This window comes from Methanohalophilus profundi (assembly GCF_004137855.1).
Lineage (GTDB): Archaea > Halobacteriota > Methanosarcinia > Methanosarcinales > Methanosarcinaceae > Methanohalophilus > Methanohalophilus profundi.
This window is the reverse complement of record NZ_QBKB01000002.1, coordinates 555,398-569,112: the sequence shown is the minus strand read 5'-3', so window position 1 is coordinate 569,112 and position 13,715 is coordinate 555,398. Positions and strand designations below refer to the sequence as shown.

Here is a 13,715-nt window from a genome sequence, read left to right as displayed (position 1 = left end):
TCCTCAGGAAAATTCTGCCCGAATGGGCTCAACAACAAGCAGGTCTTTTTTCTTTGCAACATTCTTTAGTATGCTGATTGCTTCATGCAGTTCTTTTATTCCAACAGCACAGATCTTCAGGGAAGCAGATGAAGTGGTGTTTATGTGGGGCATGGAAAGGGAAATGTCCACAACTTCTGCATATCCGGTCCTGTCAATGCTGTCTATAGTGTCCTGGATATCGGTATGGACAATGTGACCTATCAGGATGACTGCTCCTTCCTCGATCAATCTTTTTTCATCTACTCTGCTGATTCCTATGCCATTTTTTTTAAGTTTATCTATAATTGCATCGAGATTATCAGGTTCGGCTTCAAAAACGAGCTGTACTGGAATGGTGCCTCTTGGTGTCCTTTCTTCATGGTGATGGACAATTGATTTCAGGTTCCCGCGTAATTCTGATATGGGTGTCAGAGCGCAAAGGAGCTGACCTGGCGTGTCTTTCAGTTCTATATCCATTGAAACTCTCATAGGTAACCTCCTTTTGGTATAATTCGGATTATCTGTTTTTCATTCTTAACGGGTAATAGACAATTATAGGTTTTGGTAGTCGGGAACTTTTTAATCTTTCAATACCAGTATATTTCCTCTTCCCTTTTTGAACTTGTCAATGAGTCCTCTTCTCTGCAGATCTGCGATCATCAGGCTTGCCCTTGCCTCTGAACAATTAAGTTTCTGCCTGAGGTCTTTCTGGGTGATTCTTCCTCCGGATTTTTTTATTATTGTCAGGATTTCCTTCAGGTCTGCGGGTAGTTCCTCTTCTTTTTTGTCCTCTTCTTCTGGCTTTACTTCATGAGGTATTTCATCCGGTGGTGCTACATCAGGAGTCTGTTCAACATCAGACAAATCTGGAATAGTTGTAACAGGTTTTTGATTATAATCTTCCCTGTTGTGCCGATAAAAATAGATTGCAACGATAAGTAGTGGAATTATTAGTATTAAGAGATAGGAGTAGTTACCTTTATCATCAGACGTTTCTTCAACGATTTTAGTACCTTCCTCTACAGAGGCTGTCAGGTTGTTTAATTCGGTATCGTTGAGGTATTCAATATCTTCTTCATAGGCCGGATAAAGCAGGATGTCGATTACGTAATATCCTTGCCTTTTAATTGTAATTTCTTCTTCCGAGTAAGCTGTGAGTGTACCGTTTTCATACCCTCTGGCTTCTATAAGATATGATCCTGGCTCCAGGTTGAATGCATATATCCCATTGCTGGTCACTATTGTTTGTGCAGGAGTTGTGTTTATTTTGAGTATTACATCTTCCTGTGGTTCTAAAGTGTACCAGTTATATAATGAGCCATGAACTGTTGCAGTTTCTTCGGCGGCTGCACAGCTGCTCAATACCAGAATGCACAGAAGAACAATTGTGGCTATTTGAAGATGTTTGCTACTCATATCCCTACTTTAATACTGTATTGCATATATTGTTTGTTGAAAATATTCTGCAGGAATGGAATAAAAATAATTTTGTGCAGAAAGCATAAATATCCTATACTCATTGTATGAAATTATTTGGATTTTCATGTCTTCTGCGGTGTCTGAATTTCATTCGTATCTTAATGCATCCGCAGGCCTCATTTTCGATGCCTTGTATGCAGGTATTGCTCCAGAGATCATTCCTATTGCTACGGCTATAATTAGGCCATATAGCATTAGTGTAGGTGAAAGGACGACTCCTGAGGTGCCACTGCGTCTCATGATAGTTACTCCTAGCATTGGGAAAATTGAAGTAGCTATTGAACCTAAAATCACTCCCAAAGTACCTCCTACAAATCCCACAAGAGCGGAATTGATGATAAATATCATCAAAATATCACGATTTTTTGCACCTATTGCTTTCATTGTACCTATCTCCTTGGTACGCTCAATTACTGATGTAAACATTGTATTTGCGATACCCACAGCACCCACAAGTAATGATATTGCTGCTATTCCACTCAGGAAGAATGTCATGGATTCCATCATCTCGGAAGCACTTTCTGCATTTGATGCGGAAGAAGTAAGACTGAAATCCCTGTCATCTTCATTGTAGATACCTCTTGAAAGCATCAGTTTTTCTTCCATCTCTTCCATTACTGGATCTACCATGTCACTATTTTCAGTTTTGGCAACAATCGAGTCGAATTCATCAGATTCAGCATCTTCAATAACTTCAACTGCTGCATCTATGGGCATTACAATTTCGCTATCTGATCTATCTCCTTCAGACTCAAGGATTCCGACCACACGAATGGATTTACCATTAATTGAAACTACCTGGTTTACACCTATTTCCCTGTCGAAGATTGTTGTAGCAACACTATTGCCAATAACGGCCACATATTTGTCAGCAGGTTCAAGTAATCTGCCAGTCTCCAAATCTGAAGTGGTCATGTACTGCCATACCTGAGAATCAACACCATTGATAGAAAGGGTTGCTGATTCTCCTGTATAGTTTATTGCTTCATTGCCTGAAACCTGGCCTGATATGTATAGTATACCTTCGATATTCTTCAGGGCGTCCTCATCATCATCTGTAAGTTCTGTGTCGTCTGCTATCGAACTGGTTATGGACCCACCACCTTCTCCACGTGCTCCTCCACGTGCTCCTGGCATTGTTGATGTCGCTTTTGTGTAACCAGGAGTGACCGTTATACTTGTCAGGTCCATCTCATTCATTTGAGACTGGACATCCTGTTCCATACTGTCACCAAGGGAAATAATACTGACAACCGCCGCAATTCCGATGACGATTCCTATAATGGTTAACCAACTGCGAAGTTTACTGTGCAACAGGATATTAACTGCCATCTTCAAGTATGCACGGTTTTTCATGTGAATTCTCCTACGATTGGTTCACTCATTTCCATTTTGATGTGCCGTTTTCTTTTTCTTCCAGTAGTAAAATGCCCCTACAAGGACTACCAGTAAAATAGACCCGATCAGATAAGGGTTTGTAAATACATTGCTACCAGATTTATTGTCCGGTAAATTTCCATTGGGCATTGTTCCGGTACCAGTAGAGTAAGATTGTATTGGAACTTCTTTTGTTACAGAATGTCTCGTACCCAGAGAATCTGTGTATTCTATCATGACCTGTAGGTCATTGTTTTGTGTATTATTGTTTACCGATAAGATATTGAAGGAAGCAATGGTGTAATCACCTTTCTCTAGGTTACCCACAATTGAGGATGAACTACCTGTAGTCTTGTAATTCTGCTGTTCAGGAATCGAGACCTTTACGGAGTACGCTTCATTATTTCCTATGTTGGCCAGAGATAATGATATGGTTCCACTGTCACTTTCCGAAAACGAAACATCAAAATCAGTTCCTCCACCTACGAAAATACCGGCTGTAGTTTCGATGGAATCAGATGTTGATTCATAATCATCGAATTCAAGGGTTATGTTCAGAGTATATAATCCGGGGTCTGCATTCACATCAGCCATTACCGAGTACGCCACATTAATAGATTCGCCTGCATCAAGATAGTTTATATATCTCGTATTGTCAGAATATATAGGAAGGATCACTCCTTCTTGATCTACCCATGAAACAACCATATTCTTCAATGGTGAGTTTCCGACATTTGTGATTATGAACTCCAAACCCTCTTCTGAACCAGGGCTGATACTTGCCTTGTTTATGGTTACAATCTGCGCGTATTCCTTTCCACGTACCTCAAGTTCCACTGTTTGAGTGATGGTGTATGGATCATCGTCTTCAGATTGTAGTGAGGTCTTGATGTCGATTTCATATACTCCTTCTGCAGCATCTGGATCTGTCATTAGTTTAAACTTGAGGGTTGCTGCATCTTCATCACCCTGTCTTGCATCAAGGTATGCAACTTCTCTTGTTAGTGATTCTCCCTCTATTTTGCTGAATGGGTACTCAGGTTCAACTTCCACAATAACATCTTCAATGTCTGAGTTTCCGACATTCTGTGCACTCAGCACAATTTCCACCGGTTCTCCCGGACGGGCGGTATCAGGGTTCAGGTTAGTAAGATTGATTTCGATTGCTGCTGTGCTAATATAAGCAGTCGCACTGCTCATAAATATAAGAATCAAAAAAACAGCTGTCAGGTATTTGTAATTCATAAATTTCTTTCTCCTTATTGTTGCTTTTCTATGTGTTCGATTTTTTCGAGTATCCCATCTTTTATGTGTACCACCTGTGTTGCATATTTTACAGGCTCCCGATCATGTGTCACAATTATGATTGTCTTACCTTCTTCGCGATGCAGTTTATCAAGAAATTCCAGTATGTAGGATCCTGTTTTAGTATCAAGGTTACCGGTCGGTTCATCGGCTAGAACTATCTGGGGATTGACTGCAAGGGAACGGGCAATTGCTACTCTCTGTCGTTGTCCCCCGGAAAGCTGGGATGGTAGGTTATGTAGTTTATCTGCTAATCCTACGATGTCAAGCAATTTTTTTGCCCTCTCTCTTGCTTTTGAAGGATCAGTTTCCTGAAATTCCAGAGGCAAAAGGACGTTTTCTAGGACGTTTAGTGTGGGTAAGAGATTAAAACTTTGAAAAATAAACCCAATAGTCTTTCCTCTTATGTTTGAAAGTTCAGATTCGTCCATTGTGGAAATATTTTCTCCATTGAGGCAAACGATACCTTTTGAAGGCACGTCCAGGCATCCTATGAGATTCATAAGTGTACTTTTTCCACTTCCACTGGGGCCAAGAATTACTATGAATTCTCCTTCGTTGATTTTTAGGTTGATTGCCTTCAGGGCTGCGAATTCTACTTCTCCCATTTGGTAGATCTTCCATGCATCATGAATTTTTATAACAGGATTTGTTTCGATGGTGGGCATATTTTTGTCTCATATGAGGCATCCAAAAAAGGATGCCTCTTTTGGTGGTGGTATGAGTTGGAGTGTTTGGTACTCCAGCAATGACAGTGTAAGCAAATGTGATAATTTAAACATGCTTATATTTTTGAGCGCCAAAAGCAGTTTAATAAAAAAAATAAACTTTATAAGACTTTATTTTCGAGCATAATACTTCATTAATACTTTTATTTTATATTAAGTTATTATTAAGGTCTTATTTTTGTTAGATTCTAAATGGTTTCTATATGAAAGTATATTTATATTCTCATCTATCCTATGTGGCTTTACTAATTATGCTAAATACAAGGAGGATTGAGATGGATTTCAGAAAGATATTGACTTTTGTTCTGGTCATTGCAATGTGTGCAAGTATGTTTACAGCGGTTGCAGTTGCAAAGCCAGATAATAGAATGAATGTGGATTGGGACAATATGCGTCCTAATAATACTTCAGTTCCTGATGATGTCCCGGGACAAATGGAGCGGATGAAGATTAATTATGACAATTCCAGGCAACATCTCCTGAATGTTACGGACAGGGTCCAAATGGGGCAAATCTCTGCTAATTCCGAAGTTGTATGCAATGTGTCCAGTGTGTATCTCAATGATACGATCAACTACATGGTAACCCGTCTGTCCGATACAAAAGAAGATTTCGAGGATAACGAGGATTCCATCGAAAGAATCGATGAATACATCGGCCAACTTGAAGAGCAGCAGGAAAAACTCGAAAGCGCTGAAGACCAGGAAGAGCTTGCAGAAATTGCACGGGATGTACGTACGGTCTGGCATGACGTTTCAAAGGACCTATACAAATTCAGGTTTCTGAACGGTGTTGGCGGTGTTGGAAATTATATTGATAAAGCCGATTCCATTTCCGAGCGTCTCGAGTCCGAAATAGAGCGTCTCAATGAGAGTGGAGTGGATACCACAGAAGTCGAACTAATGCTTGAGGAGTATAATGCGCTGATTGGAAATGCATCAGAATATCGTGAACTGGCCCTTGATGCAGAGCAAGGCAGCAGTGAATCCCTTGCCTACATGCAACAGTCAGTGAATGCTACACGTCAGGCCAACGATGTACTCCGTGACAGCCTGACATTCCTGAAAGATTACAGGCAGGGATTTGCTAACTTTTCAGAAGATACAAATGTCAGTGCCAATGGCAATGGTACAGCCGTGATTTCCGGTAATTTCGATATAAACCTCTCGGCAACAGATGCAAAACTTGTTGTGAAGGACCTGACGGGTGATGCAACCATAGAGATGGACGGGGAATATGAGCGGTTCACTCCCGAAGAATCCATGGGTAGAGGCACTCCTGCAGCAGTATATCTTGACTTCACAGGAGATGCTCATATCAATGGCAGCCGTCTTACTATGATGGTTTCAGGGGAGAATATCTCCATTGATGCCACAGGTACAGGTAGCACGGTGTTCACCGGGGAAGGAACCTATACCACGGATTCTGAAACCATGGAATGGGCAGGAACCTATTCTGCGGAGGAATGAATCTCATGAAAAAGTCCATGTCATTACTGCTTGTCTTGCTCATGCTATCATCCCTGATGGTTTCGGGTTGTACAGACCAGAGTGATTCAGAAGTAGAAAATGAAACTGCATCCGAAGATGTTGCGGAAGATGCGGAAGATATACTCGCACAGGAAGGAGCAGCTCTTACCGATGAGGAAATATCGTCATTGGATGATGATCTCGCAGAACTTGAATCGATGCTAGATACCGATGAGGAAATATCGTCATTGGATGATGATCTCGCAGAACTTGAATCGATGCTAGAAAGTGTTGATAATGAATCCGATATTATTGTAGAGGATATCTGACTATCCTCTTTCTTTTTTAGGGGTTATTTATTAATAGAATGATTTATATACTGACATATGATCAACATCAGGAGATGATTATACAACACAGTAAATTTTACGAAGAAGAAGGTGCACAATACAATCCAGGTAGTGTACTCTTTATCTTTGCTCTTGTAATTATGTTCCTGTTGGCCCTGCTTTTGGTAGGTATTGTAGGAGTAACCTGAGTTGTCCGCAACGTTTTTATAGAATTACAAATAATCCTTATTTACTAATATGAGCTTATTTTGACATAATCCGAAGTATGCTCGAGGTATATCATGAAGAACATGCTTAAAACTACAGTATTACTTGCAACACTAACGGGTCTGCTGGTAATGGTTGGTTCATACTGGGGTACAGGGGGAATGCTGATTGCTTTTGCCTTTGCTATCCTCATGAATTTCGGTACCTACTGGTATAGTGACAAGATTGTGCTTAAAATGTACAAGGCAAAAGAAGTTACAGAAGCGCAAGCTCCACAGTTGTACCGGATAGTGCATAACCTTGCATATAATGCCGGTCTGCCAATGCCGCGGGTTTATATTGTGGAGACATCCATGCCCAATGCTTTTGCTACAGGCAGGAATCCTGAGCATGCTGCTGTGGCAGTAACTACAGGTATTATGGATATACTGAATTCAGAGGAAATCGAAGGTGTTCTGGCTCATGAACTTGCCCATGTCAGAAACAGGGATACACTTATCAGTGCAATAGCTGCAACAATTGCTGGTGTAATCACCATGGTTGCCACATGGGCCCAGTGGGCAGCAATATTTGGAGGTCTAGGCGGACGTGATGGTGAAGGCAATAATATCATAGGCTTCCTGGCCCTTGTAATAGTTGCTCCCCTTGCAGCCACTATTATACGCCTTGCAATTTCCCGCTCCCGTGAATTTGCAGCGGATTCAGAAGGTGCCCGTATTTCCAGAAACCCCCGGGCTCTTGCAAGTGCTCTTTCTAAACTTGAGAAGGGTGCAAGCAATTACGAGCAAAATCCAAAGGATGTGAAGGCATCTGAAAGTACTGCTCACATGTTTATTGTAAATCCGATAAGGAAAAGTACGCTTGCAAACCTTTTCCGCACGCATCCCACAACAGAAGAGCGTATTAAACGTCTGGAAAACATGCATTAAAAGGTGAGGGATGCCTGCCCGGGTTCGGTCAGGTGTATCACCTTTATCCCCTCTTTTTCAAGTTTTTCTGCAATATGCCTGCGATGGCAGTTGCGTGGATTCTTTTCTGCACACATAAGAGCGATCTTTGTACCGTTCTCTGCATTCCTGTCTATATGATATAATAGGTCTGCAAACCCTTTCCTGAAGTCTGCGCTTTTCATATATTCTATATAAGAACGCTTACCCATCCCACCAAGTAAAGGGTAGTGGCAATAGATAATTTCATTCTCCGGCAGTTTAACTTTCAGGCTTTCTGCATTGAATTCCGGACGCTGTGATTGCGGATAACTACGCACGTCCACAACGATTTTTATGGAGTTGTCCAGTAACCTATTCAGGAATTCATTAAAAATGCTATTTCCATAACCAATAGTATAGCATATCCGCCGGTCTTCCATAAACACTCTATTTGCTACCTGATTTTATTAGGATTTCGATGGATTGTTATATATGGGTCTATTCAGGTAAAGATTATATATTCAGGAAATTCTATTCCCTTGCAGCTTGAGAGGATTTGACATGGTTCACAATACGCCCATAGGACGAATAATTAAGGCCGATACAATTAGCGATGCATGGTATCGCGGACTCAATATAATATGGAATCACGGGGAAAATGTAACTGATGAAAGGGGCAGCAAAATCAGGGAATTCATGAATCTTATGGTTGTTATCGATGATCCTTATACAAATGAGATACCTGCTGACATTGCCTGGAACCAGGAGCGTCTGGACGAATATGCAAAACAGCTGATTACAGGGGATAATCCCCAGGATTTCGAATATACTTATGGGCAGCGATTACGCAACTGGGATGAGCGAGTGGATCAGATCTCCTATGTAATTGACAAACTCAAAACCAGTAAAAGTACCCGCAGAGCAACTGCGGTAACATGGATACCATACATTGATACTGAAGTTGATGAAGTGCCATGTATGATTCTCGATGATTTCAAAGTCCGGAACAATCGGCTTCATATGACCACTCTTTTCCGCAGTCATGATTTCGCAGGAGCCTATCCTGCAAATCTTTACGGTCTTTCACAGCTTCTAAAATATGTGGCACAGAATACCGGTTATGAAACAGGTACGATTACAACTATCAGTGTATCTGCACATATTTATGAACATGACTGGGATCGCATTGAAAAGATTGTAACAGGAGTGTGCTAAATGAGGGTAAAAATCAGTCGTACCAGTGTGGAGGGTGAAGTTTTTGCACCCCCATCAAAAAGTTACACGCACAGGGCAATCACTATTGGTTCCCTGTCTGAGAAGTGTGTTGTTCGCAGGCCACTTATTTCGGAAGACACCAAGGCTACGATCCGTGCATGTAAAATGCTTGGTGCACAGATTAACGAGGAGAAAGGGGATCTTTTTATCGAGGGAGTGAAAGGCAAACCTCACATTCCTGAAGATGTAATTGACGTGGGTAATTCGGGTACAACACTGCGTTTCATGACCGCTGTGGCATCCCTTGTAGACGGTGTATCGATTCTTACGGGTGACAATTCCCTGAGAACCAGGCCAAACGGTCCCCTTATTGAAGTTTTGCATGACCTGGGTGTGGAAGTAATATCCACTCTGAATAACGGTTGCGCTCCCCTTGTAGTTAAAGGAGGATTGAAGGGAGCAATAGCCAAGATAGATGGGTCCATCAGTTCCCAGTTCATATCTGCACTTTTGATAGCCTGTCCGCTCACAAGCCAGAGTACTACTCTTTCAATAAAGGGTGAGCTTCGTTCAAAACCCTATGTCAATGTCACTCTCGAAATACTGCGTGAGGCTGGAGCTGAAATATTTGAAGATAGTAACCATAATATCAAATTCATAATTCCTCCCAATCAGGATTACAATTTAAGGGATTACCTGGTCCCGGGAGACTTTTCATCTGCATCATATTTACTGGCCGCCGCCGCAATGACCGGCTCCAGGGTAGTTGTGAAGAACATGTTCCCTTCCCAACAGGGGGATATGGCTATAATTGACCTACTCAAGCAAATGGGTGCGGGAGTATCCTGGGATAAAGAAAACGGTGTGGTAACGGTTAATGGACGTGATCTTAAAGGTGTACGGGTGGATGCTGCAGCAACGCCGGACCTTGTGCCAACCATAGCCGTCTTGGGTGCTGTTGCTGAAGGACAAACCGTGATAGAGAATGCCGAGCATGTCAGGTATAAGGAAACTGACAGGCTACATGCCATGGCTGTGGAACTCAAGAAGATGGGTGTTTCTGTGAAGGAGGACCAGGATCAACTGACAATAAAAGGGGGTAAACTTAAAGGAGGCGACCTGCACGGTTGGCATGATCATCGTATCGTAATGGCACTTACGATTGCCGGTATGGTTGCGGGTGATACAACCGTGGATACGGCAGAATCGATATTCATCTCCTATCCCAATTTCTTTGATGATGTCAGGTCTTTGGGCGCTGATGTTGTTGTGAATAAACAGTGATTGTGAACCATGAAATACGATGTTGCCGTAGTGGGAGCCGGCCCTGTGGGTTCGGTTGCTGCAAGGTATGCTGCGCTGTACGGGGCAAAGGTTGCTCTTTTTGAGGAACATGCAACTGTGGGAAGTCCGGTCCAGTGTGCGGGCCTTTTGAGTGTTCGGGCTATGGATGAGTGTGGGATAAGTACCAATGACTCTTCGGTTATTAACAGTGTCAGGGGTGCTTTTGTGCATTCTCCGGAGGGGACCTGTCTTCCTGTAAATGGCGGGCACACCCGTGCCTTTGTAGTCTCACGCAAGATGTTTGACAGGAAACTGGCATCCATGGCAACTTCTGAAGGTGTGGATATTTTCCTGAACTCAAAGGTTGTTGCAATAAATAATAATTCTGGTTTTAAAAGTTTACATGTCCAAAGAGCAGGTAAACCTGAAGTTATCGAAGCCTCTGTGGTTATAGGTGCAGATGGTGTACGTCATGGTGTGGCTTCCATGGTGGGACTGCCGGCTCCTTCACGTATTATGTCCGGAATCCAGTTTGAAGTTCAAATGCAATCAATTCGCCAGGATTTTGTGGAACTTTTCGTAGGTACTGTGCGCCTGGTTTTTTTGCATGGGTAATTCCATTGTCAGACGGTACTGCAAGGTTTGGACTTGCAACCGATAATATGGGCAGTCGGGATTCTTTATCATATCTCTGTGAACTTAAAGACAAACTTTCCAAAACAGAGCGGGAAGTAGATGGTATGCTGGATTTTGTAGTGGGAGGAATTCCTATAGGTGTTGCAGCCAGGACTTTTTCTGATGGTGTATTAATTTGCGGTGACGCAGCAGGTCAGGTAAAACCAACATCCGGGGGTGGTGTTTATACAGGGGCTGTCTGTGCAAAGATAGCAGGTGAAGTTGCTGCAAAAGCAGCATTTGAAAACGATACTTCCAAATCCCGGCTGGAAGAATATGAAATTCGCTGGAAACAGGCTATGGGAAAAGAATTAAATCTTGGACTGAAGGCACATGATTTTGTGGGTAGTTTATCAGATGAACAACTCAATGAATTATTTTCATCCCTGGCAGAACCGAATGTACTTTCATTAATTGAAAAGTATGGGGATATGGATCATCCTTCCATATTATTGCGTAAATTCCTGAATCCATTAAATTCCAGACATCTAAAAGGTTTTTTTGTAGCTTTTTTGAAAACCCTGCTGTGAATTCAGTATATACTGACCCCTTTTACACTTTTTATGTTAAGGATTTCATTTACAGTATCTCCTGATATCTTTGAATCAGTGATAATAGTCATTTTAGCCTGATCGGTAAAGTACGGATCATCTGAAACTGCCTGTCTGATACTGATACTGTGGGCGGCGATCACTCCTGATACTTCTGAAAGAATACCTACTGTAGCCGCATCTTCAGGTGTAATTATTATTACTCCAAGTCCCAGTGCAGGAGCCACATCCCTTAAGAAAGGAATTGAACGCACATTCTGGAATATGTTTCTAAGGGTTTCATCTTCAAGTATTGTGTCGGTAGTTGCATCTACTACCCGGCGGTCCACGCCTGCCTCTTTTGCAAGCTGGGTATGTGCAATCTCTATCTTACCGGAGGTCACTTTCCCGTCCTCACTTACCTGAAATCCCCTTTCGAATAATATTTTGAGTACCTTTTGTTGGGCAGGATGTTTTTCAAACTTTTCAAGTAACATTTTCCACATGCAAATCACTATTCATTCAAATTATAAATAGAATTAAGTTCTTTGGTATTTTGTTGTCTCTTGCAATGTTTATATGGTTACTTCTTATTTTGTTTTTATATGTAGGAAGAAAGACATTTTAAGGATAAAGTCCATCATAATACAATCTGATTTGATTGGTTAAATGTGCTTTTTACGAATAAAAAAAATCCCTTTCAGGGGTTATACACAAATCTTTTACAATGTGTTATTGTTAAAAATACGGGATTAGGATTATCATATTTGTGTGAAAGGAGGTATTTTGTGAAGGTATACAAAGATTATGAAGACCTGCCAAAAATCAAGCTTCCGCTTGATCAGGAGGTTTGTATCAGTGATAGTACCATCAGGGATGGAGCCCAAATGCCGGGGATTGTCTTAAAAAGCGGCCACAAGGTTCGAATTTATGACTATCTGCACGAGATCGGCATTGAAAAACTGGAAACGTTCGTTTATAATGAACGAGATCGCAAAGCCATTGATCTCATGCTTGACAGGGGATATGAAGTACCCGAGGTAACGGGCTGGGCACGTGCAAAAACAGAAGACATAGATAAGGTACTGCAGATTGGCGGTCTCAATGAAACCGGTATATTGATGTCTGTCTCAGATGTCCACATTCTGGAAAAGATGGGATTGCCCAGCAGAGAAGCTGCCGAGGACAGGTACCTTGAAGCCCTTCAGTATGCAGTAGATCATGGCCTTGCTACCCGTGCTCATGTGGAAGACATGACCCGTGCTGATAATTATGGTTTTGTCTATCCAATGATTGAAAAGATAATGGAAATTGACCCGGAATGTACCATAAGGGTGTGTGACACCATCGGCTATGGAATACCTTTTGATGGAGTGGACGAACCCTATGGTATTCCCTCAATTACCAAATATCTCAAAGATGAGATTGGTGTCAAGAACATTGAAAGCCATTGTCATGACGATTTTGGTTTCGCATTTACAAATTCTATGGCTGCTTACTGGTATGGTGCAAACTGGTCCAATGTAACATTTATGGGTATAGGTGAAAGGGCCGGAAATGCTGAAATGGAAAAATTGCTTTTGTTCCTGGGCCAAAGGGTAGAAGGTTTCGATAAATACAATCTTGATGTCATAACTGAATTCTCTGAATTCATGCAAAAAGAAATCGGTATACGTGTACCTCGTAATAAAGCCGTGGTCGGTAAGAATGTATTCTCCCACGAGTCAGGTATACATGCTGCCGGTGCTATTAAGAATCCTTTCACATACGAACCATATCCCCCCGAGGTTGTGGGTGGAGAACGCATATTCCTTATCGGTGATTCTTCAGGTACCGAGGTCTTAAGGTATAAGATTCAGGAAACTCTGAGGGAATTGATCGATGTACAGATCACTGTGGAGAAGAAGGATCCCAGGCTTAAATCCATACAGAAGGATATCCAGGCACTCTATGACAATGAAAAGCGTGTATCCTGCATCTCTGATGAAGAAATCCAGGGTTACGTTGAGAAATATTTCCTGTTTGAACCAGTTGTAGAAAAGAACATGAGCAGGGAAAGTGCCTATTCTGGTGAATTTGTACCAGATCCCCTTTCACGAAAAAATAATGATGTATAAGGTAATTATTCACCTTATACATTTTTACT

16 protein-coding genes are annotated in these 13,715 nt (G+C 41.7%); 9 read left to right on the top strand and 7 right to left on the bottom strand.

Features of this window, described 5'->3' with window-relative positions:
* Positions 1 to 3: 3 nt before the first annotated feature.
* The 5 genes from C9889_RS02930 to C9889_RS02910 all read right to left on the bottom strand — a co-directional run bounded on the left by C9889_RS02930 (position 4) and on the right by C9889_RS02910 (position 4,850).
* Positions 4 to 510, bottom strand: coding sequence for an amino acid-binding protein (locus C9889_RS02930; protein WP_129597055.1), 507 nt, complete (start codon positions 508 to 510; stop codon positions 4 to 6).
* Positions 511 to 600: 90 nt separating this feature from the next.
* On the bottom strand, positions 601 to 1,437 hold the full coding sequence (locus C9889_RS02925; protein WP_129597053.1) for a helix-turn-helix transcriptional regulator: 837 nt from the start codon (positions 1,435 to 1,437) through the stop codon (positions 601 to 603).
* A gap of 150 nt (positions 1,438 to 1,587) precedes the next feature.
* Positions 1,588 to 2,856: an ABC transporter permease gene (locus C9889_RS02920; RefSeq protein ID WP_129597051.1), complete on the bottom strand. Its 1,269-nt coding sequence runs from the start codon at positions 2,854 to 2,856 to the stop codon at positions 1,588 to 1,590.
* A 21-nt stretch (positions 2,857 to 2,877) separates the two neighbouring features.
* On the bottom strand, positions 2,878 to 4,122 hold the full coding sequence (locus C9889_RS02915; protein ID WP_129597049.1) for a COG1361 S-layer family protein: 1,245 nt from the start codon (positions 4,120 to 4,122) through the stop codon (positions 2,878 to 2,880).
* A gap of 14 nt (positions 4,123 to 4,136) precedes the next feature.
* Entirely contained in the window at positions 4,137 to 4,850 is a 714-nt protein-coding gene (locus tag C9889_RS02910) for an ABC transporter ATP-binding protein (protein ID WP_129597047.1), read from the bottom strand.
* A gap of 335 nt (positions 4,851 to 5,185) precedes the next feature.
* Between C9889_RS02910 and C9889_RS02905 the strand changes: the two genes are divergently transcribed.
* The 4 genes from C9889_RS02905 to htpX all read left to right on the top strand — a co-directional run bounded on the left by C9889_RS02905 (position 5,186) and on the right by htpX (position 7,865).
* Positions 5,186 to 6,379 (top strand): hypothetical protein, encoded by a 1,194-nt coding sequence (locus C9889_RS02905; protein ID WP_129597045.1) that lies wholly within the window; start codon positions 5,186 to 5,188, stop codon positions 6,377 to 6,379.
* A gap of 5 nt (positions 6,380 to 6,384) precedes the next feature.
* On the top strand, positions 6,385 to 6,708 hold the full coding sequence (locus C9889_RS02900) for a hypothetical protein (protein ID WP_129597043.1): 324 nt from the start codon (positions 6,385 to 6,387) through the stop codon (positions 6,706 to 6,708).
* Positions 6,709 to 6,782: 74 nt separating this feature from the next.
* Positions 6,783 to 6,917: a hypothetical protein gene (locus C9889_RS10730; RefSeq protein WP_263853969.1), complete on the top strand. Its 135-nt coding sequence runs from the start codon at positions 6,783 to 6,785 to the stop codon at positions 6,915 to 6,917.
* Between the two features lie 93 nt (positions 6,918 to 7,010).
* Positions 7,011 to 7,865, top strand: a complete 855-nt coding sequence (htpX, locus tag C9889_RS02895; RefSeq protein WP_129597041.1) for a zinc metalloprotease HtpX — start codon at positions 7,011 to 7,013, stop codon at positions 7,863 to 7,865.
* Here the strand turns inward: htpX and C9889_RS02890 are convergent.
* Entirely contained in the window at positions 7,862 to 8,305 is a 444-nt protein-coding gene (locus C9889_RS02890) for a DUF488 domain-containing protein (protein WP_129597039.1), read from the bottom strand. The two genes, htpX and C9889_RS02890, sit on opposite strands and share 4 nt — an antisense overlap.
* Positions 8,306 to 8,426: 121 nt before the next feature.
* Here C9889_RS02890 and C9889_RS02885 point away from each other — a divergent pair, with 121 nt between their 5' ends.
* From C9889_RS02885 to C9889_RS10285, 4 genes are read left to right on the top strand one after another with little or no spacing between them, the layout of a single operon-like run.
* Complete coding sequence (locus C9889_RS02885; protein ID WP_129597037.1) at positions 8,427 to 9,080, top strand: thymidylate synthase; 654 nt, start codon at positions 8,427 to 8,429, stop codon at positions 9,078 to 9,080.
* Positions 9,081 to 10,364 carry a 3-phosphoshikimate 1-carboxyvinyltransferase gene (aroA, locus tag C9889_RS02880; RefSeq protein ID WP_129597035.1) on the top strand — a complete coding sequence of 428 codons (1,284 nt, stop codon included), beginning with the start codon at positions 9,081 to 9,083 and terminating at the stop codon, positions 10,362 to 10,364.
* Positions 10,365 to 10,373: 9 nt separating this feature from the next.
* The gene (locus tag C9889_RS10290; protein WP_225419958.1) at positions 10,374 to 10,979 is read left to right on the top strand and encodes an NAD(P)/FAD-dependent oxidoreductase; all 606 of its coding nucleotides are present in this window, start codon (positions 10,374 to 10,376) and stop codon (positions 10,977 to 10,979) included.
* A gap of 5 nt (positions 10,980 to 10,984) precedes the next feature.
* Entirely contained in the window at positions 10,985 to 11,569 is a 585-nt protein-coding gene (locus tag C9889_RS10285; protein WP_225419957.1) for an NAD(P)/FAD-dependent oxidoreductase, read from the top strand.
* A 2-nt stretch (positions 11,570 to 11,571) separates the two neighbouring features.
* On the opposite strand, the gene C9889_RS02870 is transcribed toward C9889_RS10285, so the two are convergent.
* Entirely contained in the window at positions 11,572 to 12,075 is a 504-nt protein-coding gene (locus tag C9889_RS02870; protein ID WP_129597033.1) for an amino acid-binding protein, read from the bottom strand.
* Positions 12,076 to 12,357: 282 nt separating this feature from the next.
* On the opposite strand from C9889_RS02870, the gene C9889_RS02865 reads away from it, so the two are divergent.
* Entirely contained in the window at positions 12,358 to 13,686 is a 1,329-nt protein-coding gene (locus tag C9889_RS02865; RefSeq protein ID WP_129597031.1) for a homocitrate synthase/isopropylmalate synthase family protein, read from the top strand.
* The last annotated feature ends 29 nt before the right edge of the window (positions 13,687 to 13,715 follow it).

Bases quoted from the DNA above. Each gene is read 5' to 3' on its own strand.
- C9889_RS02930 (WP_129597055.1), bottom strand. From the start codon at position 510: ATGAGAGTTTCAATGGATATAGAACTGAAAGACACGCCAGGTCAGCTC.
- C9889_RS02925 (WP_129597053.1), bottom strand. From the start codon at position 1,437: ATGAGTAGCAAACATCTTCAAATAGCCACAATTGTTCTTCTGTGCATT.
- C9889_RS02920 (WP_129597051.1), bottom strand. From the start codon at position 2,856: ATGAAAAACCGTGCATACTTGAAGATGGCAGTTAATATCCTGTTGCAC.
- C9889_RS02915 (WP_129597049.1), bottom strand. From the start codon at position 4,122: ATGAATTACAAATACCTGACAGCTGTTTTTTTGATTCTTATATTTATG.
- C9889_RS02910 (WP_129597047.1), bottom strand. From the start codon at position 4,850: ATGCCCACCATCGAAACAAATCCTGTTATAAAAATTCATGATGCATGG.
- C9889_RS02905 (WP_129597045.1), top strand. From the start codon at position 5,186: ATGGATTTCAGAAAGATATTGACTTTTGTTCTGGTCATTGCAATGTGT.
- C9889_RS02900 (WP_129597043.1), top strand. From the start codon at position 6,385: ATGAAAAAGTCCATGTCATTACTGCTTGTCTTGCTCATGCTATCATCC.
- C9889_RS10730 (WP_263853969.1), top strand. From the start codon at position 6,783: ATGATTATACAACACAGTAAATTTTACGAAGAAGAAGGTGCACAATAC.
- htpX (WP_129597041.1), top strand. From the start codon at position 7,011: ATGAAGAACATGCTTAAAACTACAGTATTACTTGCAACACTAACGGGT.
- C9889_RS02890 (WP_129597039.1), bottom strand. From the start codon at position 8,305: ATGGAAGACCGGCGGATATGCTATACTATTGGTTATGGAAATAGCATT.
- C9889_RS02885 (WP_129597037.1), top strand. From the start codon at position 8,427: ATGGTTCACAATACGCCCATAGGACGAATAATTAAGGCCGATACAATT.
- aroA (WP_129597035.1), top strand. From the start codon at position 9,081: ATGAGGGTAAAAATCAGTCGTACCAGTGTGGAGGGTGAAGTTTTTGCA.
- C9889_RS10290 (WP_225419958.1), top strand. From the start codon at position 10,374: ATGAAATACGATGTTGCCGTAGTGGGAGCCGGCCCTGTGGGTTCGGTT.
- C9889_RS02870 (WP_129597033.1), bottom strand. From the start codon at position 12,075: ATGTGGAAAATGTTACTTGAAAAGTTTGAAAAACATCCTGCCCAACAA.